Source organism: Niabella aurantiaca DSM 17617, assembly GCF_000374125.1.
Lineage (GTDB): Bacteria > Bacteroidota > Bacteroidia > Chitinophagales > Chitinophagaceae > Niabella > Niabella aurantiaca.
In genome coordinates, this window is the sequence record NZ_KB893630.1 from 24234 (window position 1) to 49966 (window position 25733).

A 25733-nucleotide genomic window follows, 5' to 3' on the forward strand; every position below is an offset into this window, starting at 1 on the left:
CCTATGTTTGTTTTCTAATACTTTTGAACATGAAATTGTTAAGCGCGAAATACAAAGAACCGGGTGTGTCGCTGGCGTTGCTGTTGCTGAGGGTGGCCGCAGGCAGCGCAATGGCCCTGAATCATGGGTATAAAAAACTGACCGGTTTTACCGAAATGGCGGCCAAAGGTTTTGCCGACCCTTTTCATATAGGAGCAAAGGCCTCTTTAGGTCTTGCTGTGTTTGCCGAATTCTTTTGTGCGCTCCTGATCGTGCTGGGATTGCTTACCCGGTTGGCCGTTATTCCGCTGATCATTACCATGTGCATAGCGTTGTTTATTGCGCACAGCGGTGATTTCTTCGGGAAGGGCGAACTGGCCGGGGTCTTTCTTGCCGTATTCCTGGTACTTCTGCTGGTAGGCCCCGGGAAGTACAGTTTGGATAAAGCAATGGGTAAATAAGTACGTATGTTTATTTCAGAAACGCAGCTCCGGGTGCGGTATGCTGATACCGATAAAATGGGCGTGGTGTACCATAGCAATTATATCGATTATTTTGAAGTGGCGCGCACCGAATCGATCCGCGGTCTTGGCATTACCTATGCTGCAATGGAGGCTATGGGGATCATCATGCCTGTAATTGAAGTACATTGCAAATACATCCGGCCGGCCACTTACGATGATCTGATAACGGTTACGGCCAATTTGCAGGAACTTCCGGAAGGCCACCGGATCATCTTTTACCAAGAAGCCTACAATGCGCAAAAAGAGCTGCTGGCAAGGGGGCATGTTGTGCTTTATTTTATGGAGGCACAAACCATGAAGAGGACCACCATGCCGGCACCGCTGCGTGCGGCCCTGCTGCCTTATTTTACCGGAACAACAAAGTAGCCGGTCCGGTTGTTGTTCTAAAAAACTGTTCATATGAAAGTAGCAAAAGGCCACCAGCCGCTGATGCCCTACCTGATCCTGGTGCATGCAGAGGATTTTATTGGTTTTACACAGCGGGTATTCAATGCTAAGGAAATTTTTAAGAGTTACCGCGACACAGACAGCAGAGAGATCATGCACGCAGAAGTGCAGATCAATGGCTGCAACATTCTTTTTGCCGATGTGACTGAAGGGTATGATGCAGCACCGGCCAATCTGTTCGTTTATGTGGATGATGCCGGTGAAACCCTGCGCAAGGCGGTCAATAACGGATGTGAGGTGATTGATGAATTGGCGCAGCGGGACTATGGCTATAGCGGGGGCGTGCGCGACCCTTTTGGAAATGTATGGTGGCTGACCTCAATGAAATAGGGCACTTTCCAACAGATCGGTTTGAACAATTGCCTTTCTCCCCCTGCGGTTTTAGTTGAACCGCAAAGAATAATAAGCAACGGATACCCTAAGGGCGCGGGCACAAACCATGCAACTACTTGCGCTCTCTGCGTTTTAAATGAACCACGGAGAACGCCGGGAGATCCCGCAAGCCCTTTGTATCAGCAAAAGAACGTGGTGCTCAATTTACCCGATAAATTTTTCCTGCAGCCCGGGTGTCGGGCGTAGGCAATGATCTGCCCGGCCAAACCAGCGGTAGCGGTTACGGGCAACAAAATCATAAATGCGGTCTCGGATGGGTGCCGGTACCGCTATGAACACGTAGAGCAGCGGCCAGAGACCGCCTAGCCGTCTTGCGATCCGCAATGCAGCGGCGGATTTCAGGAAAGCGCGCCCGCTACTGATCAGTACAACGGAATTGTATGCCGGGGGGATGCCGTATTGCTGCGCGAACCGTTCCCCTGCAGGCGATTGCAGGGCGGCGAACCGGAACATTCCTTTTTTGTCGTGCTTGATAACAAACCGGACCGCGCTGTTGCATAAATTACATACGCCATCAAATAATATGACGGGTTTGCCGGTGTACATCTTAGTTTGATCTCCGGATGACGAATACCACTTTCTGAGTGCCTTTTTCCAATGTTTTTGTCGGGTCGGGCAGTATATTTACAAGGCTCAACAGGTATCGACGGCTGCCCGGCTCTGCTGTAGCCTGTGCGCCCAGCTTTTGCCGCGCACAGTCCGCACCGGTGCACAATGAAACAGTGGTGCTGTTTTTTTTATCGCTGATGACCAGATCGGCAATGGCCTCTCCCGCCCGGATGCAGCGGGCATTCATGGGGCACCTGCTTTCCTGTATGCGGGACGCCGTGATAGCGATGTCGCCATATGATTTTGTTTCATGAAGCGCAAGGCTGATGGTGGTTCCGTTCGGATCGATCGCAGGAGCCGTTTTTTTGGCACAGCCGGCAACTATGGTAAGGATCAGTACCCAGATAAAATGTTTCACAAAATGGCTCTTTTTGCAAAGATACGACCTAAATCTGGGGCAGCCTCCACCCGTTCTGATATACCGGTTTTATCAGTTTCGTAGCCGCTGCTGCGTCGAACTGGTTTTTTGCCGGATCCCAGTAGATCCGCTGCCCGGTACGTACGGCAATATTGCCCATATGGCTGACAATGGCCACGGCCGCCGCTGCTTCTACAGGGCAGTGCAGATCCTCTTTCCGGCGCGATTTTACTACATCGATGAAGTTAGTGGTATGCAGGTTCAGCCCGCTGTCTACGGATTTGGTCCAGGCCACCGGCTCGATCTTCTTTTTTTCCGGCCGCACTTCCCAGCCGCCACGGTTTAAAAGCAAGGTGCCGTTCTCGCCGATAAAGGCAATGCCATGCTGCATGTTGTACAAACCAACCCCCGTGGCCATATTATGCTCCCAGCTCATCTGGAAGGTTCCGAAGTCGTAGAGTGTGGTCTGAAGATCCGGTGTTTCACGGGCATCGTCAGGAAACACGAATTTGCCTCCCGTGGCCATTACCGATTTGGGTATACCTGTTTTCATACCCATCAGGACCATATCGATCAGGTGCACCCCCCAGTCCGTCATCAGCCCCCCGGCATAATCCCAGAACCAGCGAAATTCATAGTGAAAACGGTTTTTATTAAAGGGCCGTTTCTTTGCCGGTCCCAGCCACATATTGTAGTCTACCCCCGCCGGAACAGGTGCGTTGGGCACCACCGGCAAGGCAGTGGATCCGCCCCGGTACATCCAGGTCTTGGTTGAGGAAATGCGCCCCAGCTTCCCGGATTGTGCGTAGGCAATGGCATCTTTAAAATGCCGCTGGCTGCGCTGCCATTGCCCGGCCTGTACCATACGGTTGTATTTTGCCGCAGCTTTGACCATCAGTTGTACTTCAAAGATGGAATTGGCGAGCGGCTTTTCGCAATAAACATCTTTGCCGGCAGCGCAGGCATCGATCATCTGCAGGCAATGCCAGTGATCCGGAGTGCCGATGATCACTACATCCACATCTTTATTTTGCAGGAGCTTCCGGTAATCTTTATATACTGTGGGTTTCAGCGGACTGATCTTTGCAAGATCCGCAAGGCGCTGCTGGATAATATGATCGTCGATGTCACAGAGGGCAACGCACTGTGTTTCCGGAACCTTTAACATGGAAGAAAGGTCGGACCACCCCATTCCTTTGACACCGATAACACCGATGCCGATCTTGTCATTGGGCGACACGGCTTTTTTGATCCCGGCTAAAAGATCCAGCGGAACCATTGTTCCCAATCCTGCGGCTACTGCAGCCAACCCTGTATTTCTGATAAAAACTCTTCTGTTTGTACTCATCTGGCAATAATTGTATGAAGGTAATGAGAACGAATATAGGGCATTTATTAAAATGGAATTTACGAAAACGTTTGAATAGTTAATTTCTGCTGTTTAGCGGAAAGCAGCTAATTTAGCCGGTATTCTTTTTAAAAAATAAGCAATGAAAAAGTTAATGATGCTTGCAGGCTGCTCGGTTCTGATGCTTGCTGCGGCCGCCCAGGGCTCCGGGTGGAAGAGTCTTTTTAACGGTAAGGACTTTACCGGCTGGAAACAGCTCAATGGAAAAGCAAAGTACTCCGTGGAGAACGGAGAGATCGTAGGAACAACCGTATACGGACAGCCCAATTCCTTTATGGTGACCGAACAGGAGTACGGCGATTTTGTACTGGAGCTGGAGTTTAAAGTGGATAGTACCATGAACTCCGGTGTGCAATTCCGCAGCGAAAGCAAACCGGAATATAACAATGGACGTGTGCATGGCTATCAGTTCGAGATCGATCCTTCTCCCAGGGCGTGGTCCGGTGGTATTTATGATGAAGCGCGGCGCGACTGGCTGTATCCGCTTGACCTGAATCCCTCTGCAAAAAAGGCGTTCCGGCAGGGCCGGTGGAACAAAATAAAACTGCAATGCATCGGAAATACGATGCGTACCTGGCTCAATGATATTCCCTGTGCCTACCTTGTTGATGACCTGACCCCCAAAGGTTTTATAGCACTGCAGGTGCACGGCATCGGCAATAAAAAAGATGAAGGACGGCAGATCAGATGGCGGAATATACGCATCCGCACAACAGGACTTAAACCGGCACCGCTCGATGGCATTTTTGTGGTGAATATGATCCCCAACAACCTGTCGGAAGCGGAAAAAAAGAATGGCTTCCGGTTGTTATTTGACGGCAAGAACACAACCGATTGGAGAGGTGCTTATAAAAAAGACTTCCCCGGCAAGGGTTGGGAAGTGAAGGATGGGGTACTGACCGTATTGTCTTCCGGGGGAAAAGAGTCTGCGAACGGAGGCGATATTGTTACCCGGAAACAATACAGCGCGTTTATTTTTGAATTTGATTTTAAGCTGACAAGAGGCGCAAACAGTGGTGTGAAATATTTTGTAACGGAAAGCGAAAAGAATAAAGGTTCTGCCATCGGGCTGGAATACCAGATCCTGGATGATGCGGTACATCCGGATGCAAAACTGGGCCGCGATGGTAACCGTACATTGTCTTCTTTATATGACCTCATTACTTCCAAACGGGAAAAAAGGGCGCGCAAACCGATCGGGCAATGGAACAAGGGAATGGTCATCGTATATCCCGATAACAAAGTGGAGCATTGGCTGAATGGCTGGAAAGTGATTGAATACGAGCGCGGCTCCCCTGAATTCCTGAAACTGGTGGCCATCAGTAAATATAAGAACTGGCCCAATTTCGGCATGGCTCCCGAAGGCCACCTGCTGCTGCAGGATCATGGCAATGAAGTGTCGTACCGTTCTTTAAAGATCAAAGAGCTGAAAAAATAAAGGAGAAAGAGCAATTTGGAAAAAGAGCGCAATCATCCGGTTGCTCTCTTTTTTTTGTTAAAGCGGTCTTTCGAAGTTGCAGAGCAGCTTCCGTATGGCTTTCCGGGGCGGCGGCGGAAGCTTTAAATGCTGCCGGTGCGCGCGCAGGCGGTTTATTTGAGCCGTTCAAATCCGATGATCCGGGGAGGGAAACATACTGCAAAACGGCTTTTGATACAACTGCTTTCGGAGGCCCGGATCCTGAAGTGCCATGGCAGGGCCTGCTGAATATACCGTTGTTGATGCGGTTTATGTGCAAAAGCGGCTCAGGTCCGTGGGATCGTTTGAATATTGATATTTTTAAAAATTCCTTTCCTTTTTTCGCCAAAAAAGCTTAAATTTTGCGCAAACAGAAGGAGCGTAACATTTAAAATATATGGGGCATTTACCAAAATTGATCGAGGACCTGGCACTGATATTAATGGCGGGAGCCATTGTAACCTTATTATTCCGGAAGATCAAACAGCCCCTGGTGCTTGGTTACATTATCGCCGGTTTTTTAGTAAGCCCGCATTTTATCTTTACCCCCAATGTAGTGGACCAGGAGAATGTAAAAACGCTGGCAGAGATCGGTGTGATCTTCCTGCTGTTCAGCCTGGGATTGGAATTTAGTTTTAAAAAGCTGGTACGGGTAGGTGGTACTGCCTCGATCACGGCGTTTACCGAAATTATTTTTATAACGGTAGGTGGGTATTTTGCGGGCAAGCTGATGGGCTGGAGCACTATGGACAGCCTGTTCCTCGGTGGTATGCTGGCGAGCTCTTCCACTACGATCATTTTAAGGGCCTTTGATGAGCTGGGGGTAAAAACAAAGCAGTTTGCACGGATCGTTTTTGGGGTACTGGTGGTGGAAGATATCGTGGTGATCCTGCTGATGGTATTGTTGTCGACGGTTGCGGTTACTAAAAATTTTGAGGGAGCGCAGATCCTTTTTACCGTTTTGAAACTGCTGTTCTTTCTGGGTATGTGGTTTATTGTAGGGATCTTCCTGTTGCCCACATTTTTGCGGGTGGCACGGAAAATGCTGGATGAAGAAACACTGCTGATCCTGGCACTGGGGCTTTGCCTGGGGATGGTGGTATTGGCTACGCAGGTGGGTTTCTCCGCCGAGCTGGGCGCCTTTGTAATGGGATCCATTATTGCGGAAACAACGCTGGCGGAAAAAGTGGAGCACCTGATAAAACCGGTGAAAGACCTGTTTGGTGCCGTATTCTTTGTTTCGGTGGGAATGATGATCGATCCCAAGGCGATGGCGACCTATGCGGGGCCCATCTGCTGGATCACGTTACTGACGCTGTTTGGAAAAATGATCAGTACCACCATTGGGGCGCTGATCTCGGGTCAGCCTTTAAAGCAGTCGGTGCAGGTGGGAATGAGTATGGCGCAGATCGGTGAGTTTGCCTTTATCGTGGCCACATTGGGACTTTCGCTGGGGGTGATCTCGGAGTTCCTCTTCCCGATTGCGGTGGGTGCTTCCGCCGTTACAACCTTTACCACTCCCTACCTGATCAAATTTTCGGAACCGATCTATAATTTCCTGGTAAGACAGCTGCCGGATAAATGGGTGACCCGGATCAATAAATACGCATCCAGCACCCAGCAGATACAGGCAGAAAGCGACTGGAAGATCGTATTGAAGACCTATATGCGGATCCTGCTCACCAATACCATCATCCTGGTGGCGCTGTTGCTGGTAAGTAAGAATTTTCTGCTTCCCTTCGTAGACGAGCGGGTACAGAGCAGCTACCTGCGCAACAGCATTATACTGGTGGTTTCACTGGCCGCCGCAGCTCCTTTCTTTTGGGCCTTTATGGCCGGTAAGCCCAAGAACCAGGCATATAAAGAACTATGGGTAGATAAGAAATATAACCGCGGCCCGTTGTTTATTGTAGAGCTCCTGCGGATGGCCATGGGCATCCTCTTTATGGCGATATTTGTGAATACACTGGTGCCGGCCCGGATCGCGCTGCTGGTGGGCATTCCCTTTACCATACTGGTGCTGGTGCTGTTCTCCAGCCGCATCCAGAAGTTCTACCAGCGTATGGAAAAACGGTTTATGCGCAACCTGAACGAGCGGGAGACCGTGGAAGCCGAAGCCAATGCCGTAGAGAATAACCTGCAGGAAAAGAATAACGAAATGCGCTCCAACCTGGAAGCCTGGGACGCCCACATTGTGGAAATGGAAGTGAATCCCCAGGCAACAGCGATCGGCATTGCATTGAAAGACCTGCAATGGCGCGAAAAATACGGGATCAATATCGTGTATATAAAAAGAGGGGAAAAGATCATCCACACCCCGGGAAGGAATAACCGGTTGCTTCCCTTTGACCGGGTGGGTATCCTGACAACAGATGACCAGCTGGCTGCCTTTAAGCCCGTCTTTGATGCCCGGGAGGTGGTGGAAGATGAAGAGATGAGCATCGAGGATATAGTGCTTCAAAAGATACTGGTAGATGAGCATACGAAACTGAGGGGGCAAACCATACACGGTTCGGAGCTCCGGGAACGGACCAACGGACTGGTGGTAGGTATCGAAAAAGAAAAAGGCCGCATCCTGAACCCCGAATCATCAACGGTGCTGGAATGGGGGGATATCGTTTGGATCGTGGGCGACCGGAAAAGATTGCAGAAGCTGATCGTGGAGTAAGGGAGCTGCCAGCCGTCAGCTATCAGTTTTTTTAGCTATTGTGCCTTCATGTTAACGAACCAGCCGGTGGAACGATAGATGTTAGACTTTAGACCCGGGAGCTGAATTTGAAAATGTGAGAATGTGGGTGGAACCTGGAACCTCAATCCTGCGGCGCATATACTTCATACACCGGGCTGAAAAGATAGAGTTTGCCGGTTTTCATTTCAATGCACTCAAACCGCTTGGTGCGTTTTTTGCCCTTTTTAAAAACCCGCCCGTCAGGCAGTGCGAATAGCGCGCCGGCAGGTAATTCTTCCACCAGGTAATAGTGGGGCTTCCGGTCGTCATAGCGGTACAGGATCCGCTGAAGGCCTTCCTCGGAGCAGGTAGATGCACCTGGGTTATCCAGGGAGCGCTTTAGCTCGGCCGCGATATCTGCAGGAAATATTTTTTTTTCGAGGAACTGTGCCAGCAGCTGTCCGTAATTGGTTTTCCATTCACGGCCATGGGAAGATACGTTTCCGCCATATTGTTCAAAGGTAACGAGGTGTGCCAGTTCGTGCAGCAGGGTGATGAGGAAGGCATATTTATTTAAATTACCGTTTACACTGATGCGATGATGTGCGGTGGCCACCCGGTGCCGGTAATCTCCCAGAACAGACGAGCGGCTTTTGGCAATGGTAAGGTGTACCTTATATTGATCCAGGTAGGCCAGCACGCCTTCATAGGTGTCATCCGGCAGGTAGGCGGCCAGTTGTCCCATGGGAACCTGTTTCTTAGGCATGGTTCTTTTTGTTGTTGAATATTTTTTTCAGCGTGGTCGTTTCGATCAGCGAGTAGATGATATAAATGCCTAGGCAGATGAACAGTGCGGGTTTATTGATGCGCCCCTGCTGTGTGTAAATGTAAATAAAAGCAGCTATGGCACAGGCAAATAGACGGATGATGAACCCGCTGTAAAAAACCCGTACAAAAACGTGGGGGTTGGGTTTGTCGATGGCGTTTGCAGAGCGTACCATGTTCAAAAGGCTGATCAGGAACAGCAGCAGGTTCCCTGCCAGCACTACCGCCGTATCTACCTGGTATTCCTGCAATGCGTTCTTCCCAACTAAAAAGAAGCAGCTGATGATCGCGAATACGATGATCATGATCCGTACAGGGGTCTTTATTGCAGCCTTTGCGCTAAACTGGGTCATTATTTTTTTTTAAGAGTTTCTTTATAAAGTTGATAGAATGTTGTGCCTAAAACCAGCAAAGGTAACAGGATTAAAAATAATGGAGCGACGCCCAATTTTTTATCCAGCCAGAGGGCAGCGTAAACAGCCAGGCAGATCATCACCAGCAGCTGGGCGGTTAGCCCGAGGTATTTGAACCAGGAGTTGGGACTTTGCTTGTTCATGGCTGATAGTTGCTTTTTTTGAACGCTGGTTGATTATTTTCTATGCAAATATAGCGCGCAGGACGCTCTTATGATGCGGTTTTGGTGAAGACCACTGAAGCATTGGAGGACCGATCTTTTTATATTGTACCGTGTTCCTGTCGTTCCCGCAAACAATTCTAAAAAAAAGCAGTGTTTCAGCGTCTCTGTGGCAGATACCTGAATATCAGCAAGAGGATGGTCTTAAATTGCCCCGGGGTCCTTTGCATATTCCCGCGGTGTGGTACCAAATTGTTTTTTAAACTCCTTGCTGAAATACTTCCGGTCGTAAAAGCCTACCATCAGGCTTATTTCATTGATCGAGTAGGTTTTTAGCTGCAGCAGCTGTGCCGCTTTTTTGAGGCGGATGGATTTGATAAAGTCGTTCACGGACATATCCGTCAGTGCGCGCAGCTTTTTGTAAAGCACCGACTGGCTCATAGCGATTTTCACCGACAGGGCATCCACACCGAATTCCGGATCGTCGAGGTGCTCTTCAATGATCGCTACCAGGCGGTCGATGAAATCTTTGTCGGCCGATTGAATGACGGTGTTCACCGGGGCGATCACGAATTCATTGCTGAATTTCTGTCGCATTTTTTCGCGCGCTGAGAGTAGGTTGTGAACGGTGAGCTGCAGCACCTGGATGCTGAAGGGTTTGGTGAGATATACATCGGCACCCTTACTAAGCCCGGTGATCTGGTCGGCCTGGGCGCTTTTTGCCGTGAGCAACACCACCGGTATATGGCTGGTTCGCTCATCTTTTTTTAACCGGTCGCAAAGGGTAATGCCATCCATTTCCGGCATCATCACGTCGCTGATGACCAGGTCGGGGATCTGTTGCACAGCCGCTTCCCAGCCTTCAACGCCATTTTTGCAAAGCTGTATATTGTATCGATCATGGAGGGACTCCTGGATAAGATGGCGCAGCGATTCATTGTCTTCCACCACGGTAATGGCCGGGCGGTGTGCATCGGCACCGGGCCCGGGGCGGGAGTGGGTATCGGGGGCAACGGGAATGCCGGTCCCCGGCGGGGCTTTATATTGTCCGTGGAGCGTTTCCGTTCCGAGCTCGTTAAAATGGGCATGCCCTTTTTGCATGCTGATGGTAAAACGTGTATGGCCGTCCGTGTTTTTATCAGACGGGGTGCTGGTTACGGTTATAGAGCCTCCGTGGAGGGCAACGATCGATTTTGAAAGTGCCAGGCCGATGCCGTACCCCGTATTTTGATCGGGATCGTCTTCAACCTGGAAATAGTTGGTGAAAATTTTATGGAGGTATTCCGGAGCGATGCCTTTTCCATTATCGCTGATATGTATCAGCACCTGCTCCGGAGTATCCTGTGCATAGATCTCGATACGGCCTGCCTGCGGAGTGAATTTAAAAGCATTGTTCAGGAGGTTGAACAGCACCTTTTCCATTTGTGCCTTGTCAAAGTACAGCAACATCTCCGGCCGGTCGTGTACAAATTGCAGCTGGATGTTTTTTTTGAGCGACAGGTCTTCAAAAGATTCATAGATGGTGGTTAAGAACCCGATCAGATCATGGTGGCCGATGTGCAGGGCCATCTCCGCGGTTTCTGCCTTACGGAAATCCATCAGCTCATTCACCAGCTGCAGCAGGCGATGCGTGCTTGTTTTCAGGTGCAGGAGCTGGCGTATGAGCCCCGGGTATTGGCGGCTTTCCTGCTCCATTTGCTCTATGGGCGCCTGTATGAGGGTAAGGTGTGTCCGGATCTCGTGCGAGATATTGGTAAAGAAATTCAATTTCATCTCATGCAGGGCATGGTCTTTCCGGAGCAATGCGCGCAGGTAAAAAAAGCGAACGATAAAGAACAGTACCGTAAGCACCAGGGCTGCATACAGGAGATAGGCCCACCAGGTGGCCCAGAACGGTGGCAACACCTGTATGCTTAAAAACCGTGGCTGGCTCCATATACCGTCGTTATTGGCACCTTTTATGGCAAGGGTGTAGTTGCCTGGTGCCAGGTTGGTGAAGGTAGCAACCGGTATGTCGGTATTGATCCAGTTCTTATGTACTTCCTGCAATTTATAGGCATACTCGTTCTTGCCGGGCTTTATAAAATTAAGCAGGGCAAACGCTACGGAGAACGTGTTGTCGCCATATGGAAGCGTAAGCCGCCGGATATGGTTGATGTCGTTCGGCAGGATCCCCGACGGATCGTCTACCGTTATAGGATTGTTCAGTACGTTCAGCCCTGTAAAAACCACGGGGGATGCCACTGCATTTTCCGGAATACGCTCCGGGTGAAAGGCGATCAGTCCCTTCATGCCTCCAAAGAATAGCCCCCCGGAAGGTGTGCCCAGGCTGGCGTTCCGGTTAAATTCGTTGCCTGGCAGTCCGTCGCTTACCGTATAGGTCCTGATGGCGTTTTTGCCCTGGCTGTATTTTACCAGTCCATTGCCCGTACTGAGCCAGAGGTTGTTTTCCTTATCGGAAAGGATACCGGTTACATTGCTGTTGGGCAGGCTCCGGGTAATGTCATGAACGCTGAATTGATCCCGGGTTTCGTCGTATTTTGCCAATCCACCGTAGTACAGTCCCAGCCATATAGCGCCGTTGGCATCCCGGGCGATGCAATTGATCATGGCCTGTTCCCGGAGATTTGTAAAAAAGACCTGTTCAACAGACTGTGTTTTGCGGTTGAACCGCCAGATGCCTTTTAATGTGCCGATCCAGATATTCTGATGCGGGTCTTCCAGCAGAGCCGTAATATAGTTACCCCGCAGGGAAGCAAGAACGGGCTGGGAAGGGGAGGGCGTCAGCCGGGTACCGTTGCGGTGGAACAGGTACAGGCCGCTGCTGGTGCCTACCCAAAAAAGTCCCTGCTGGTCTTCGAGCAGCGAAGGGATCTCCGCCTGCCGGTAATTCAATACGCTGATCTCATCCAGGTATTGCAGGAAGCGGCCGCTCTCCGGGTCGAACCGGTTCAGTTTGCTCCCGTGTGTGCCGATCCACAAATGCTGGTCGCGGTCAATGTACACGGTCTTGATCAGGTTGGAGCCCAGGCTTCCGGCAACTCCGGACTGCTTTTGATAGCGCCGGATCTCGTGGGTCTTGCCGTTGATAAAATTTAAGCCGCCGCCTTCCGTTGCTACCCACAGGTTGCGGGATTGATCCATGGCAATCGAGCTGACGATGTTGCTGCTGATATGCGGGAAGGTGTAGAGCTGCTGCCAGGCCGATGCGTTCAGGGCCGGGTTATAAGAAATATTTACCCCGCCATAAAAGGTACCGGCCCACATAGAGCCTTTTGCATCCCGGAAAAGACTTTGGATGGAGTTTTGGCTCAGGCTGCCCGGATCCTCTGCGTCATACCGGTAGGAGGTGCAGCGGTAGGTAAAGGGCTGCATAATGCTGATGCCATCCTGGGTACCGATCCATAAATTGCCCCGGGGGTCGCTTTCCAGCGCGCGGATGCTGTTGTGCGCAATGGCATAGGGATTGGCGGGGTCCGCAAAAAAGCGGGTGAACCGCTCAGTAACGGGGTCAAAGCGGTTCAGGCCGTTCAGGGTGCCGATCCATAGAGCGCCCCTCGCATCCTCATAAAAGGCGGTTACAAAATTGTCGCTGAGGCTGCCCGGGTCCGATTCGCTGGCCTCAAATACTTTTTTTTCGTACCGCCCGGCGTTTCTGCGGATCCGTACCAGGCTGGGACCGGCTTCCCGGGTTACCCAGATATCGCCCCTGGAATCCTTAAAGATCCGGCGGGCCCGTTTATTCTCGTCCCTGGTTAAAATGCCCAGCTGGTCGGCGCGGGTAAACCGGTTGCTGCGGGGATCGGTGAGCACATATAAACCGCTGAAGCTGGCCACCCATATTTTGTCCTTATCATTAATGATCCAGTCAATAATTGGGTGCAGGGCGGAGGTATCGTTTCCCAGGGGGATCCTTTCAAACCGGTTTTTTTTGGGGTTGAACTTATTGAGCCCTTTTTCGGTACCGATCCAAAGGCCCGAAGAGGGGTTGTAGCAGATCGTATTGATATAATTATTGGAAATAGATGTGCTGTCAGCCGGGCTGTATGCATAGGTGGTGAGGCGGTAGCCGTCGTACCGGTTGAGCCCGTACCGTGTTCCCAGCCAGATGAATCCCGTTTGATCCTGGGCGATCGTCAGCACCGTATTTTGCGAAAGTCCCTGCTCCGAGTTCAGGCTCGTAAATGCAACCGGCTGTCCCAGCGCCGTTGTGTAACAGAATAGCAGTGCTATGACCCACCTACAATATTTGTATTGGCAATGCATGAATGAATATACCCGTAACCACTGATCCCTCCGGTTTTCTTTTGGGCAGCAGGCGTTTTGTTGATCCGCAATCATTTGAATCCGTCAGACAACTTTAGAAAAACAAGGGCAGGGCCACAAATGTAAGGGTATTTTGGGTGCAAAATGTATGAAGAACCCGTTTGTATTAAAATATCACTTCTTTTAAACTATTGATAATAAGATGGTTGCGAAATGGTGAAAAAGGAAACAGGTTTTTCCCCCTTTTTAAGCAGGATTATCGCCCATATCCGTCATAAAACCGCTGGATCTTTAGCGAAGCAGAACAGGGAATGGTTGCATACATAAAAAACTGCAAAAAGGGAAGATAGAAATACTATTTTGATTGCCCCAAAAATGACGGTTGCATCTGTTTGTTCTGAAAGGATCATACCATAATACTGGTTGTTATTTAAAGCAAAAACGATCTATTTAATAATGAGAAAATTGTTATTGGCCGCCCTGGTCTTTTGGGGAGCATGCGTACATTACGCCAGCGCGGAAGGGCACGTACGATTGAATATTGTGGCTGCCTGCCTGTTTCAGGACACCATTCCGGCAACCGACACCGCTGCTCCGGACATCCGTCTGGCAATTGACGATTATATAAAACCGGTGAGTACAGAGCTGGCTGGTAAAGGAGACTCCGTTCCGCTGGTGCTGCAGCGGCAGATGCCGCTGATAACGGTTCCCCAGTATATAAAGGGCGCCGCTGCGGGGCTTTATGTACAGGAGAACACCGGCGAGCCGGGTACGGTGCGTCAGTTTATGTACCTGCGGGGCCTGCCCAAGCCGGTGCGTTCCATCAAGGATATGTATGATGTGCAGCCGGCGGTTTATGTAAACGGGATTCCCCTGATACAGGATAACCCCTTTATTTACAATATTCAGACCTATACGGTAAACCCCGCGGGGCCGGCTACCAGCCTTTTGGCCACATTAAGCACGGATAATATTGAGCAGATCCGGGTGGTAAAAGACTATAAGGATGCTGCTTTTCTGGGGCCATACGCTGCCAACGGAGCCATTTACATCACCACCAAAGCAGCAGCAGCGGGCGAGAACCGGATCAGCGTCAACAGCTATATGGGCTATGCGCAAACGCCCAAGATCACCACCATCAATGCAGCGTATGAAAAAGATTTCCGCCTGCCTTTTTATTATAAATACGGTACGGCAGCCGACCTGGTCTCCATGCCGGCCTACCTCAGCGATTCGTCAAATGTAAGCTATTACGGCCCCTCCAACTGGTCGGACCGTTATTATAAGAATACACCGCAGTACTCCGTAAATGCCAGCCTGACCGGCGGATCCGAAAGGGCGAATTTCCGTTTTTTCGGAGATTACACACGCTCGGTAGCTGGTGCGGATCAAACAAAATTTGACCGTTACAGCGGGTCTTTTTACATCAACATGATGCCTACCCGGTGGCTGACCATTTCCAGCATGATCAACGGAAGCGTGCTCCAGCGCGACCGGAACAAGAACTTTATAGACCGGTTTGCAGAAATGCGCTTCCTGCCCAACTCAAAGAACCCGCTGGCGCCGAATCTTATGAACTATAATGCGTTCCTGGATTTTTATGACAATACGATAGACGACAATGCAACCTCCTCCATACAGGGCTTCTGGGATCTGAACGTGCGCTTATTGCGCAACCTGAATTATGATGCCCGCGTTGCCTTTGATTACAACGAGGGGCGCCGGAATGTATTCTGGAACAGTTCGCTTTTTGATGGCAGTAACTATGCCTCCAATTTCTTTGGCTTTAACCAGCGCCTGTTGCTTGAAAATACCCTCAACTATAAACGGGATATGGCAAACGGAGATGTGCTGAAATTCAAAGGCGGCATCTCTTATACCGGGGATATCCAACGTTACAACTATGGTATCGGATATAACGGCCCCAATGATTATATAAAGGTGAATGTGGTGAAGGGAAATAAAAAAGAGCCCGGAACCTACCTCGTTTCCAAAGGATTTGACGTGTATAGCTTTACCGACAAGATGCAGCAGCGCCTGATGGCTTTTTACGGGAAGGCCGGCTACAGCTTTACTAACGGGCTGGAGCTGGGTGCGCTGGTGCGGAGCGACGGCTCTTCTGCCATGCAGCCCGGCAACCGCTGGTTTGTTTCCTACGCTTTTGACGGAACCTACCACCTGGCACCAAAGATCGGCGCCGGCTTACTGTCGCAGCTGGATCTGTTTGCCTCCTGGGGCCGGATCGGTAACCTGAGGGCCGATCAGAATATTGGCGCCGGCCCGCAGTACCAGTCGCAGCTGGGATGGGCCAGCTATCCCATTCTCGGATCTTATAATTCGTTTGGGACCTACTCCCGTCCTTATAACTATGGCTGGGTAGGATACGATATACCCTGGGCATACAGCAGCCAGCTCAATGCGGGAACTGAGATAGCGCTCTTCAAAGACCAGCTGTCCCTGCGGTTGGAATGGTACAACAAGGACAACAAGAACGTGGTATTTCCCTCGCCGGTCACCGCCGAATCGGGCTACCGGTATGAATGGAAATCCGGCATGGTGGTCAATAATACCGGACTGGACCTGACCATTGGCGCCGGTCTGGGCGATAAAGATGGGGGGCTTTCCTGGAACGGCGATCTGAACATCGGGTTCAATAAAAATAAGCTGAAAGCTCTGCCGGATGGATCTGCCTCCGTAGTTGCCGACGGCCGCAAGCTGGCAGTAGACAAAGCGATCGACCAGTTCTGGCTGCTGCAGAACAAGGGAATTTATAATGCAGACAGCGAGGTACCGGTGAACCCGTCTACCCACGAGGTGATGACCTACAAGGGGATCGCCTTAAAAGCGGGGGATCCCAAATGGGTGGATGTGAACGGGGATTATAATATTGATGACAAAGACCGTGTGCTGACCGGCAATTACCTGCCCCGGATCAGTGGCGGATTTACGAACCAGTTTGTCTATAAAAAATTTGACCTCAGTTTTCAGATGGTGTTTGCACTGAAAAAGTATGCGATGAACCAGGTGGCCTCCGGTTACTATGGGTTTATCGACCGCGACAATGCCAATACGCTGGAAGCCGTAAAAGAGATCACTTACTGGGAAAAAACGGTAAACGCCGGCGCCTACGACCTGTACAATCCCTGGAGCCAGGTGCATCCGTACCAGGTAGATCAGGATATTTTTATGGAGAATGCCTCTTTCGTCAAGCTGCGCTCCCTGAGCCTGGGGTATGAAATATCCAATAATACGATTGCCCGTAAAATGCGGAGGGTGTACCTGTATGTTACCGGAACCAACCTGGTCAGCCTGAGCAACTACTCCGGCAAAGATCCCGAGCTGATCGAATACAACGGATATGATACCGGCTATGGCATGCGCCTACCCAAAAGCTTTATCCTCGGTGTAAAAGTGGACCTGTAAATTCTTATTAAAGTATAACGTCTTTTACTATGCGTATAAAAAACAGATTGTTACAGTTAATAACCGTGCTCCCGCTCCTGTGGATACTGGGCAGCGGCTGTAACAAGATCTTAGATGTAAAGTCTTCCAATCTGATCAATGAAAGCAATGCCTGGAGCTCGATCAATGATGCACGGTCGGCCCTGCTGGGCACTTACGGCCTGCTGAGGACTGCCCTGGCAGAGAATGAGGCCAACTGGTTGTATGGAGAGCTCAGGAGCGGACCCTTTGTGGCAATGAACCGTCCGGATCTGGATGCCATTATCAACAATAAGCTGAATCAGTCGCATGATCTTTTGGCGGAAGTATCCAACTGGAGAAAATTCTATGCAGTGATCAACAGTGCCAACCTGTTTATTGAGCGCTCCGGTGAGATCATGCAGAAGGATCCCCAATACACAAAACTCAACAACAGTGTGGACATTGCCCAAATGAAGGCGATTATCGGTATCACCTATTTTTATATGGTACGCATCTGGGGAGATGTGCCCTTGCTTACAAAATCCTATGACGGAACCTTTCCGCAGATCCCGCGCTCAGAGGCCAAAGCCGTTTTGAAATTTGCAGAGGATCAGCTTAAAGAAGCTGCTCCGGTATTGCCTTATGTATACGGTGACCCGAATGCGAGCTATTTTCCCGGGTTCTATTACGGAGCAGACATTTTTACCTGGGCATCGGCGCTGGTCACCCGGAACGCGGCCTACGCATACCTGGCACATATCGCCGCCTGGGACAACCGTTACCTGGATGCTTCGGTGTATGCCGACTTTGTATTGAACAACGGCGGGCGGTCCGGAATCGTGGCATCCACCACTTTTGATCTTACACGCTCCGATGGATTTTTCCTGGGCCAGAGCAGCTACCAGGTCTTTTCCCTGGGCTTTTCATGGGTGGATGGAGAAGCGACGCCTACGGGACATATCGAAAACCTGACCCTGGCCAGTCCCCTGATTCCGCGGGCCAACCCGGCGATTTATATACCCGATAACCGGATCGTTCAGATATTTACCGAGCCGGGTGACGAGCGCTTTTATATCGATCCTGTAACCGGAACGGCTTACTCCTCTTATTTTTCCAATGCGTCTTCAGATCTGATCATTTTCAGCAAGATAAAAGTAGTGGGCTCCGGTGGCGTTCAGCAGAACACGGCCGGACAGACCACCAATGTACTCACCAAATACAGTTCCCCGGTGATCTTTACCCGCCTGGAAGAGATAAAGCTGTTAAAAGCGGAGGCGCTAACCGTACTGGGCCAGCGTCAGGATGCCCTGGATATCCTCAACGGGCTGCGGGCCAACAGGGGCATCAAAACGGAGATCATTACCACGGACAACCTGCTGGAAGACATCTTCCGGGAGCGGCAGCGCGAGCTGTTGGGAGAAGCCTGGGGCTGGTATGACCAGGTGCGCTACAAACAAATAAAGAATGACGATGCCGCGTTTAATGCGCTGCGCAGCAAAGGCGGTATTTACTGGCCGGTAGCGCAGGAGGTTATGGACAATAATCCCCAGATCCGGCAAACGGAGTACTGGAAATAAAACAAGAGCACAGCAAGAAGCCAAATCAGCAAATAAAATGAAAAAATATATTCTACCGGTCCTTATCTGTTTACTGAGTACAGGCCTCCTGTATTCCTGTAAGCAGCAGCCAGATGGCTATTATGATTTCAGCAATAAGGAAAATGTATTTGACGGTACCATTTACCAGTACCTGCAATCCAAAAAAGGGGTATATGATTCCCTGCTAAAAGTGCTGGACCGGGTACCCTGGTTAAAGGACAGCCTTCAGAAAGATGATGGCGCCTTTACCTTGTTTGCACCCGTGAACAACAACTTTAAACAGGCCCTGCAAAATCTGAATATCGTGCAGCAGGGCAGGGGGTTACCCCCGCTGGAGCTGAATACGGTTGATTCAGCGGAACTGGACACCCTGGCCGACTTCTATGTGATCAGAGGCAACTACACCACAGACAGCATGCTGTTTGTGGACGGATTGTACATGAGATCGGTAAGGAACCAGGATTCCCTCCACGCGCAGCGGGTGATCGACGGCGCACAGGGCGTAAAAGACGGAGGGCCTACCAGCGTGTATTTCAGCTACACCAACCGCTCGCAGTTTATCAAGGACTGGGTGCGGGCGCTTACACAGGTGGTCAATATCAAAACAAAGAACGGCACAGTGCACGTATTGGCATTTGCCAATGAATTTGGGTTTAACCAGTTTACTAACAGGATGAATAAATAGTGAAACAGTATGAAAATGAACTTTTATATAGCCGTGTTCATTGTATTGGTCAGTGCCGGGATATCAGGTTGTCAGAAAAAGTACCTGCCAACGGACCGGGATGCTTTTGACCTCGGGTCTTCTTTTTCCACAACGGTTTATCATCCTGTATTGGGAAGAACCACCTTGTTTACGGATAACTTCAAAGACATCAGCTCTTCAAAACCACTCAACTTCCGTATGTTGAACCTACGGGCCTTTGACGGCTCCGCGGCACCGGAATTGCTCAAGCCCTTTCCAACATTGGTATGGATCAAAAAATATACCGGCCTGGAAACCTCGCTTGCAGAGATCGAGGCAAAGCGTAAAACAGAGGACCATCCCTTGTTTGAGATCAGACAGCATTCCGGCGAATTCATCATGTGGTCCAGCGCCCGCTCTTCCATATTGCGCCCGATGCCGGATTCGGGGTATGTCTTTGATGTGGAAGTAAGCAATAACGGCGGCCGTAAAATCATCGAAGGGCTGAAGCTCCAGCCTTACCGGGAGCGGGATTATGAGCCCAATAACGCAGATCTGATCACCGGGAATGTGACCAACGATGTGGTGCATCCGCTTTCCGTTTCCAATATCATCGGAGACTCATCGGGTATTGCTTTAACGGCGCAGGATGTGGAGATCTCTTTCCATCAGGCATCCTTTACGGGGTCTTCGCTCACCTTTAAGTTTCTTGATGATCAGAACCGGCTGATCGACCCGGCGAAATTTAATCTGACGGACTGGGCAAAGCTGGTGCATGGTTTCAATATGCAAAAGACCGGCACCTATGTAAAATACGATGTAGCCTACCCCATTCCTTTGGTGGAGCTGCCAACGGCTTATACCAATAGTACCGGTACCCTGGCGCATCTGGATTTTGGCTATGAGCGGCTGGGTTTTGGCGGCGTCCGGCAGGTTTCGGGGTTGTTGTTTGACTTTTCCATATTCGCCAAAGGCGATTGGGAGATCGTTATTGCCTTTACTAAAGAAACACCCCGATTCGACAACGATTAATTTTTTTAAGTAGTAGCTATGAATACTAACAATATGAGATATTTTCTTTCGTTCATACTCGTGGTATGCTCCGGGGTCCTGTTGCATGCGCAGACCACAAAGCGGATTACGGGTACGGTGCTGGATGGCTCCAACAAAGCGCCGCTGGTGGGGGTAACCATCAGCCTCAGGGACACCGCCAACGCGATAACGGCAACAGATGGCAACGGAAACTTTTCGGTAACGGTACCTGTATCCACCACTGCGCTTTATTTTTCCAACATCGGATTTAAAACGAAATCGGCATCTGTAAGAGGAAAAAATATGCTCGAAGTGTACATGGAGGCCAGCAATGATGCCATGCAGGGAGTAGTGGTACAGGGATTTCAAAAACGTGCAAAGTCAACCGCAACGGGCTCTACCGTTAGTTTAAGCGGGGAGGATATCCAGAACGTGCCGGTGTCCAATTTTACCGAATTGCTGCAGGGGCGGGTTGCCGGCGTCAATGTTCAGAACACAACCGGTATGCCCGGTGCGCGTACTTCGATGACCTTCCGGGGAATGACCTCTGGGTCCATATCCGGGTCGGGCAACGATGCTTTTCTTACGCCCACGTCCCCGCTGTTTGTCATTGACGGGGTTCCTGTAGATATCAACTCCGGTTATGAGTACGGCTTTGACCAGAGCGGCCCCGGTATGAGCCCCTTGTCCATGATCCCGCCGGAAGATATTGAAACCATCGACTTCCTGAAAAGTGGCGGTGCAACTGCCCTGTACGGCTCGCGTGGAACTTACGGCGTGGTGCTGGTGACCACCAAACGCGGGAAAACGAAAGTGCCCATCATCCGCTATTCCGGTAAATTTTACATCAACGCCGTTCCCAAATTAAAACCGGTGATCGGGGGGCAGCTGGAGCGGGAACTTCGCATCCGCCAGATAATGGAAAACGATTCCAGCCTGTATTCCGGCCGGGACAAGATCGATATGGCGCCGGGGCTGTCGGACTATCTCAATCCCTACTATAATAACTCCACGGACTGGCAATCGATCTTTTATGGCCCCACCTTTAATATGAGTCATAACATACAGGCTTCCGGCGGTGATCAGAAATTTAACTATAAAGTGAATGCCGGCTATTCAAAGGACCAGGGCATCATTAAAAATACAGGATTTACCCGGTATGCGCTTTCGATGAACACGGATTACAGGCCCTCAGAACGATTTAATCTTGCTACATCATTCAGCGCCAGCATGGGTGAGCAGCAAAAGGGAAACGGGAACGGGGTGTCGCAAACCGGAGTGGCTTCGGCGGTTTCCGCTTCATCCCTGCTGCCCAGGCCCTCCTTCTTCGGGGGGAATGCTACCGCGCTGGGAAATTTTTCCACCCGCAATGAAAATAAATCCAGCAACCTGCTGGGAAATGTGCAGCTCCGGTATGAGTTTATCAAGGGCTTTACGCTTTCGGATAATTTCAGCTACACCTACTCGGCGGGACGGGAGACCAATTTTACACCTTCGCTGATCAATAACAATACGGCAACGGCCTATGCTTATGATGATAAAAAGCAGGAGCTGAACAACCGGGTGATGCTGGCGCTGAACAAAGAATACGGCCGCCACCTCATTAACGCCTATGTTTTTAATGAGGTGACCTCAAGGACCTTTTATCCCAAGGCCATCATGCACTATGGCTCACCGAACGACCAGTATGAAGGCCCGCTGGGTTATGATCCGGCAACCGGCCTGTGGGGTATTGTCGACAACTATACCCCGGGTTACCGCATTATGGGGAACGGTGGAAATGTCACCTATAACTATGACGGGCGGTATATACTGGATCTTACATACCGGCTGGACGGTACTTCTTCAAACGGGCCCAATCAGCCCTTTATCAAAAACCCATCCATATCCGGACGATGGAACTTCTACCGGGAAAAATTCCTGGAAAGCGCTTCCTGGCTCAGTGATGGCGCCATCCGGGCGGACTGGGCAAAGAACATTACCCCCCAGGGAAGTATTTTTGATGCCAATGGTAAATACCTGTTTACCGGCCGGTTTAACAACAACCCTACCATCGGCCTCGATTGGGAATTCATTCCCAACCCCAACCTCCTGCCCATTACGGCGCAAAAATACAATGCAGGATTAGAGCTCGGGTTCCTGCAGAACCGTTTCAATCTTACCTTAGAAACCTACTATGAGCAAAAGGACAATGAGCTGTATGACTATGCCATTGCAGACCACAATGCGTTTTCAAAAAAGAAGACCAATGCGCTGAGTTCGGTGAACTATGGATATGAATTTTCGGTAGGGATCATGCCCTTTCCAAGAACCAGCAAAGTAACATGGAATATCAATTTTAACGGGTCTATCAACCGCAATGTGGTCACGCACCTGCCGGATGATGCACGCCTCATCCTCAAATATGATACGGATAACAAGCAGGACATCGTATACCGGTTGGGAAGAAGCAACCTCAGCTATATCCTGTATCATTACCGCGGCGTGTTCCAATCGGACGACGAGGTGCCGGTCGATCCGGCTACCGGCAAACCTTACAGGGCACAAACCGATAAAGGGACCTATTATTTTGGTGCCGGTGATCCTTACTGGACGGACCTCGACGGAAACTATATCATTGATGGCAATGACCGGGTAATTGCCGGGAGCGCTGCCACAAAAGTGTTCGGGGGGATCCAGTCGATGTTACGGTATGAAGGCTGGGCTTTAAATATCAATATGTCCTATCTGTATGGCCGTGATATCCTGAATAATGCACTGGCGCAAAGGCTGCAGTCTTACAGCAATCCCTTTGCCCTTCAGAAAGATGCCAGCCTGATCCCTATCAGTGATATCGATTTCTGGTCGCCTGAAAAAGCCGATGCAAGATATCCGAATCCGTATAACTACCTGTACAATGGTATCTACAGCCCTTTCCGGTTTGATCAGACCTTGTTTATGGAAGATGGTTCCTACTTTAAGATCAATACGATCTCACTGACCTATATGCTGCCCAAATCGCTGATCTCCCGGTTCAATATGACCACCTTTCAGCTGTTTGGTACCATCAATAATGTGCATACGTTCTCCAATTACAGCGGTCCCGATCCGGAGCTCGTTACCGACCTGGGTAAGGACCGGTCGGACGGGTACCCCAACCGGAGAAGTTATACGCTGGGTTTAAATATCCAATTTTAAATCAATTGAAACAATGAAGAAGCTTTTATTCCTGTCAACTTTAATAATCATTTTCTGCGGAGGATGCCGGAAGTTCCTGAATGTAGACCCGCTGGACAGCCTGTCGGGAAACAATTTCTGGAAGACCCGGCAGGATGCGGAAACCTATACCCGGGAAGTGTACCGTTTGTTCCGGGAGGGCGTGGCCATCCGTACCGGTATGATCCTGCTGGGGGATCTGCGTTGTGCGCCGGTTGCGCATGCTGCGTATCCGGACCGGGGCGACTTTGATCTGCTGGCCAATAACGATATCCGGAAGCTGGTCAATACACCGAGGATCCAGGGCGATATCAACACTTACTGGCAGGTGCACGGCGCCTGGGATGTGATCAGCGACTGGACGCCCATTTACAAAGTGGTGCAGGCGGCAAACATCCTGTATGAAAAAGCACCGGACGTGGCCGAGGCCGATAAATCCATATCGCAGGAGCTGGTTAAAAGATACCAGGCAGAAGCGGTGTTCCTGCGTTGCGTCAGCTATTTCTTCATGATCCGTTTATTTGGCGATGTGCCTTATTATACCAATGCGTATAATGATGCCCCCCTGCCCAGGACCGACGCCGCGGAAGTGGCCAAAGCCTGTATTGCCGAGCTGGAGGCCCACAAGAAGGATCTGCCCTGGACCTATGAAGATCCTGCCAACCGGGCCATCCGCGCAATGCGGGGCAGTGCTATAGCGCTGGAAATGAACCTGAATATGTGGCTGGCAGGTATCGATGAAGCCAACAAGACCGCGTATTACGAGGAAACGGACCGCCTGGGCGATGAGCTGGCTTCCGGAAATACGTATAAGCTCCTGCCCATAGAAAACATCGCACAGGTATTTGCGGGAAGATCGGAGGAAGGGCTGTTTGAAGTGCCCCAGAATGTGAACTATGGGGATGTGCTCGGAAATATCCGGCGTACCTTTACCGGTGCAGTTTTGCATTATCCCTACATCCAGCTCAACCAGAACAGCACAAAGTCTGAGCTGACCTATACCAACGGGTATCTGAAGAAGCTGTACCCCGAGGAAACAAGCGATCTCCGCAAAACCAGCTGGTTCGACGACAAGATATACAATGAGGACGGCTCCATGCAGTGCTTCAAATTTTTTAACCTGGCCCTGGGCGAAAACAATACCACCGCATCGCTCAGTAACTATTTTATTATTTTTCGCTATGCCGGAGCCCTGCTGCTGCAGGCAGAAGCGCTGGCCAATCTTCAAGAAGACAGTCCCAAGGCAAAAGAGCTGTTAAACAGGGTAAGAGCACGCGCATCTGCCGAGCCCTATCCCGCGGTCAATGATGAGAACCTGCCGGATGCCATTTTTTACGAGCGCTCCAAGGAGCTTATGGGAGAAGGGCATTATTACTACGACCTGGTGCGCTCCAAAAAGATCTACAACCCGGACTATTGCTATCATCCCATTTCCTACGGAAATTTTGTACAGGGCGCCTGGTTATGGCCCATCAGTGAAAAGGCCCTGATCAACAACCCCTATATGACATTAAATAACTACTGGAGGTAATAACACATGAAAAGAATAATCTTACTGGCGCTCACTGCTACCATACTCACAGGCGCCTGTAATAAAAAGAGCACATTCGAGGACTCAGGGATCAATGACCCCAAATTTGATGGCACCGTCATGGAGTACCTGGAATCGGATCCGCTTTATTTTGATACCCTGGTGCGGGTGGTGAAATACGCCGGCCTGGAGGGAACATTAAATAAAGACAACCTTACCTTTTTTGCCCCTCCCGATCCCTGTTTTAAAAAGCTGCTGGATGTGGTAAATGACTACCAGCTGTCGCTGGGCGCAGACAGTGTCACGCGCTTTGAACAGATCAAACCAGAGGTTTGGAAACAATTTCTTGATATGTACCTGTTTCCGGGCAACCGCGGGCTGAAGGACTATACACAGGTGGATACGCTGGCGCTGGACACATATAAAGGAGCACTCTTTGAATCGGTGAACACCGTGCCGATGAATATTGGGGTGATCTATAACGATGCCATCAGCGGGGATCCCAGTGTAGTAGGAGGAAGCACCATTATCAAATATAAGGGATACCGCCAGCTGATGCTTTCGTATGTGCCCGACGAGGCCTTTCCTTACTCCAACTGGATCAACGCGGTGGTTTCTGCTTCGGATATTGCACCCACCAATGGCCGGGTGCACCGCCTGCGGTACATGACGCATACCTTCGGGTTTGATCCGCTTAAGTTCATACAGGCGGCCCGTGAAAGAGGAATCGACGAACCAAACCAGTAACCCAGAATAACGATC

Annotated in this window: 19 protein-coding genes; 12 read left to right on the forward strand and 7 right to left on the reverse strand. The window is 50.4% G+C overall.

The features are described from left to right. Positions 1-29: 29 nt before the first annotated feature. From B160_RS0110870 to B160_RS0110880, 3 genes are read left to right on the forward strand one after another with little or no spacing between them, the layout of a single operon-like run. Positions 30-440, forward strand: coding sequence for a DoxX family protein (locus B160_RS0110870; RefSeq protein ID WP_026309694.1), 411 nt, complete (start codon positions 30-32; stop codon positions 438-440). A gap of 6 nt (positions 441-446) precedes the next feature. Continuing rightward, positions 447-869, forward strand: coding sequence for an acyl-CoA thioesterase (locus B160_RS0110875; RefSeq protein WP_018627939.1), 423 nt, complete (start codon positions 447-449; stop codon positions 867-869). Between the two features lie 33 nt (positions 870-902). After that, the gene (locus B160_RS0110880; RefSeq protein WP_018627940.1) at positions 903-1280 is read left to right on the forward strand and encodes a VOC family protein; all 378 of its coding nucleotides are present in this window, start codon (positions 903-905) and stop codon (positions 1278-1280) included. Between the two features lie 207 nt (positions 1281-1487). Here the strand turns inward: B160_RS0110880 and B160_RS0110885 are convergent, their stop codons facing one another. From B160_RS0110885 to B160_RS0110895, 3 genes are read right to left on the reverse strand one after another with little or no spacing between them, the layout of a single operon-like run. After that, positions 1488-1889 carry a thiol-disulfide oxidoreductase DCC family protein gene (locus tag B160_RS0110885; protein ID WP_018627941.1) on the reverse strand — a complete coding sequence of 134 codons (402 nt, stop codon included), beginning with the start codon at positions 1887-1889 and terminating at the stop codon, positions 1488-1490. 1 nt (position 1890) lies between these two features. Beyond that, complete coding sequence (locus B160_RS30590; protein ID WP_018627942.1) at positions 1891-2310, reverse strand: hypothetical protein; 420 nt, start codon at positions 2308-2310, stop codon at positions 1891-1893. A 28-nt stretch (positions 2311-2338) separates the two neighbouring features. Beyond that, positions 2339-3658: a Gfo/Idh/MocA family protein gene (locus tag B160_RS0110895; RefSeq protein WP_018627943.1), complete on the reverse strand. Its 1320-nt coding sequence runs from the start codon at positions 3656-3658 to the stop codon at positions 2339-2341. A 142-nt stretch (positions 3659-3800) separates the two neighbouring features. Here B160_RS0110895 and B160_RS0110900 point away from each other — a divergent pair, with 142 nt between their 5' ends. Next, the gene (locus B160_RS0110900) at positions 3801-5156 is read left to right on the forward strand and encodes a 3-keto-disaccharide hydrolase (protein WP_018627944.1); all 1356 of its coding nucleotides are present in this window, start codon (positions 3801-3803) and stop codon (positions 5154-5156) included. A gap of 415 nt (positions 5157-5571) precedes the next feature. Continuing rightward, on the forward strand, positions 5572-7842 hold the full coding sequence (locus B160_RS0110915) for a monovalent cation:proton antiporter family protein (RefSeq protein WP_026309695.1): 2271 nt from the start codon (positions 5572-5574) through the stop codon (positions 7840-7842). A gap of 142 nt (positions 7843-7984) precedes the next feature. Here B160_RS0110915 and B160_RS0110920 read toward each other — a convergent pair whose 3' ends face one another. The 4 genes from B160_RS0110920 to B160_RS0110935 all read right to left on the reverse strand — a co-directional run bounded on the left by B160_RS0110920 (position 7985) and on the right by B160_RS0110935 (position 13507). Then, entirely contained in the window at positions 7985-8608 is a 624-nt protein-coding gene (locus tag B160_RS0110920) for a SprT-like domain-containing protein (protein ID WP_018627949.1), read from the reverse strand. Then, positions 8601-9020: a hypothetical protein gene (locus tag B160_RS0110925; RefSeq protein WP_018627950.1), complete on the reverse strand. Its 420-nt coding sequence runs from the start codon at positions 9018-9020 to the stop codon at positions 8601-8603. The genes B160_RS0110920 and B160_RS0110925 overlap by 8 nt, the downstream gene beginning before the upstream one ends. Further along, entirely contained in the window at positions 9020-9223 is a 204-nt protein-coding gene (locus B160_RS28910) for an AtpZ/AtpI family protein (RefSeq protein WP_018627951.1), read from the reverse strand. Before B160_RS28910 ends, B160_RS0110925 begins: the two co-directional genes overlap by 1 nt. A 222-nt stretch (positions 9224-9445) precedes the next feature. Further along, positions 9446-13507 (reverse strand): two-component regulator propeller domain-containing protein, encoded by a 4062-nt coding sequence (locus B160_RS0110935; RefSeq protein WP_026309696.1) that lies wholly within the window; start codon positions 13505-13507, stop codon positions 9446-9448. Between the two features lie 456 nt (positions 13508-13963). On the opposite strand from B160_RS0110935, the gene B160_RS0110945 reads away from it, so the two are divergent. Genes B160_RS0110945 through B160_RS0110975 form a run of 7 tightly spaced genes read left to right on the forward strand, consistent with a single transcriptional unit; the run spans position 13964 to position 25718 of the window. Next, a complete protein-coding gene (locus tag B160_RS0110945; protein WP_018627954.1) occupies positions 13964-16930 on the forward strand; it encodes a SusC/RagA family TonB-linked outer membrane protein in 2967 nt (988 codons plus the stop codon). Positions 16931-16977: 47 nt separating this feature from the next. Beyond that, positions 16978-18507 carry a RagB/SusD family nutrient uptake outer membrane protein gene (locus B160_RS0110950; RefSeq protein WP_169540036.1) on the forward strand — a complete coding sequence of 510 codons (1530 nt, stop codon included), beginning with the start codon at positions 16978-16980 and terminating at the stop codon, positions 18505-18507. A 37-nt stretch (positions 18508-18544) separates the two neighbouring features. Beyond that, on the forward strand, positions 18545-19213 hold the full coding sequence (locus tag B160_RS0110955) for a fasciclin domain-containing protein (RefSeq protein ID WP_018627956.1): 669 nt from the start codon (positions 18545-18547) through the stop codon (positions 19211-19213). A 9-nt stretch (positions 19214-19222) separates the two neighbouring features. Next, complete coding sequence (locus B160_RS0110960; protein ID WP_018627957.1) at positions 19223-20245, forward strand: DUF5007 domain-containing protein; 1023 nt, start codon at positions 19223-19225, stop codon at positions 20243-20245. Between the two features lie 33 nt (positions 20246-20278). Beyond that, entirely contained in the window at positions 20279-23422 is a 3144-nt protein-coding gene (locus B160_RS0110965; RefSeq protein ID WP_169540038.1) for a SusC/RagA family TonB-linked outer membrane protein, read from the forward strand. Between the two features lie 13 nt (positions 23423-23435). Beyond that, positions 23436-24971 (forward strand): RagB/SusD family nutrient uptake outer membrane protein, encoded by a 1536-nt coding sequence (locus B160_RS0110970; protein ID WP_018627959.1) that lies wholly within the window; start codon positions 23436-23438, stop codon positions 24969-24971. A 6-nt stretch (positions 24972-24977) separates the two neighbouring features. After that, positions 24978-25718, forward strand: a complete 741-nt coding sequence (locus B160_RS0110975; RefSeq protein WP_018627960.1) for a fasciclin domain-containing protein — start codon at positions 24978-24980, stop codon at positions 25716-25718. The last annotated feature ends 15 nt before the right edge of the window (positions 25719-25733 follow it).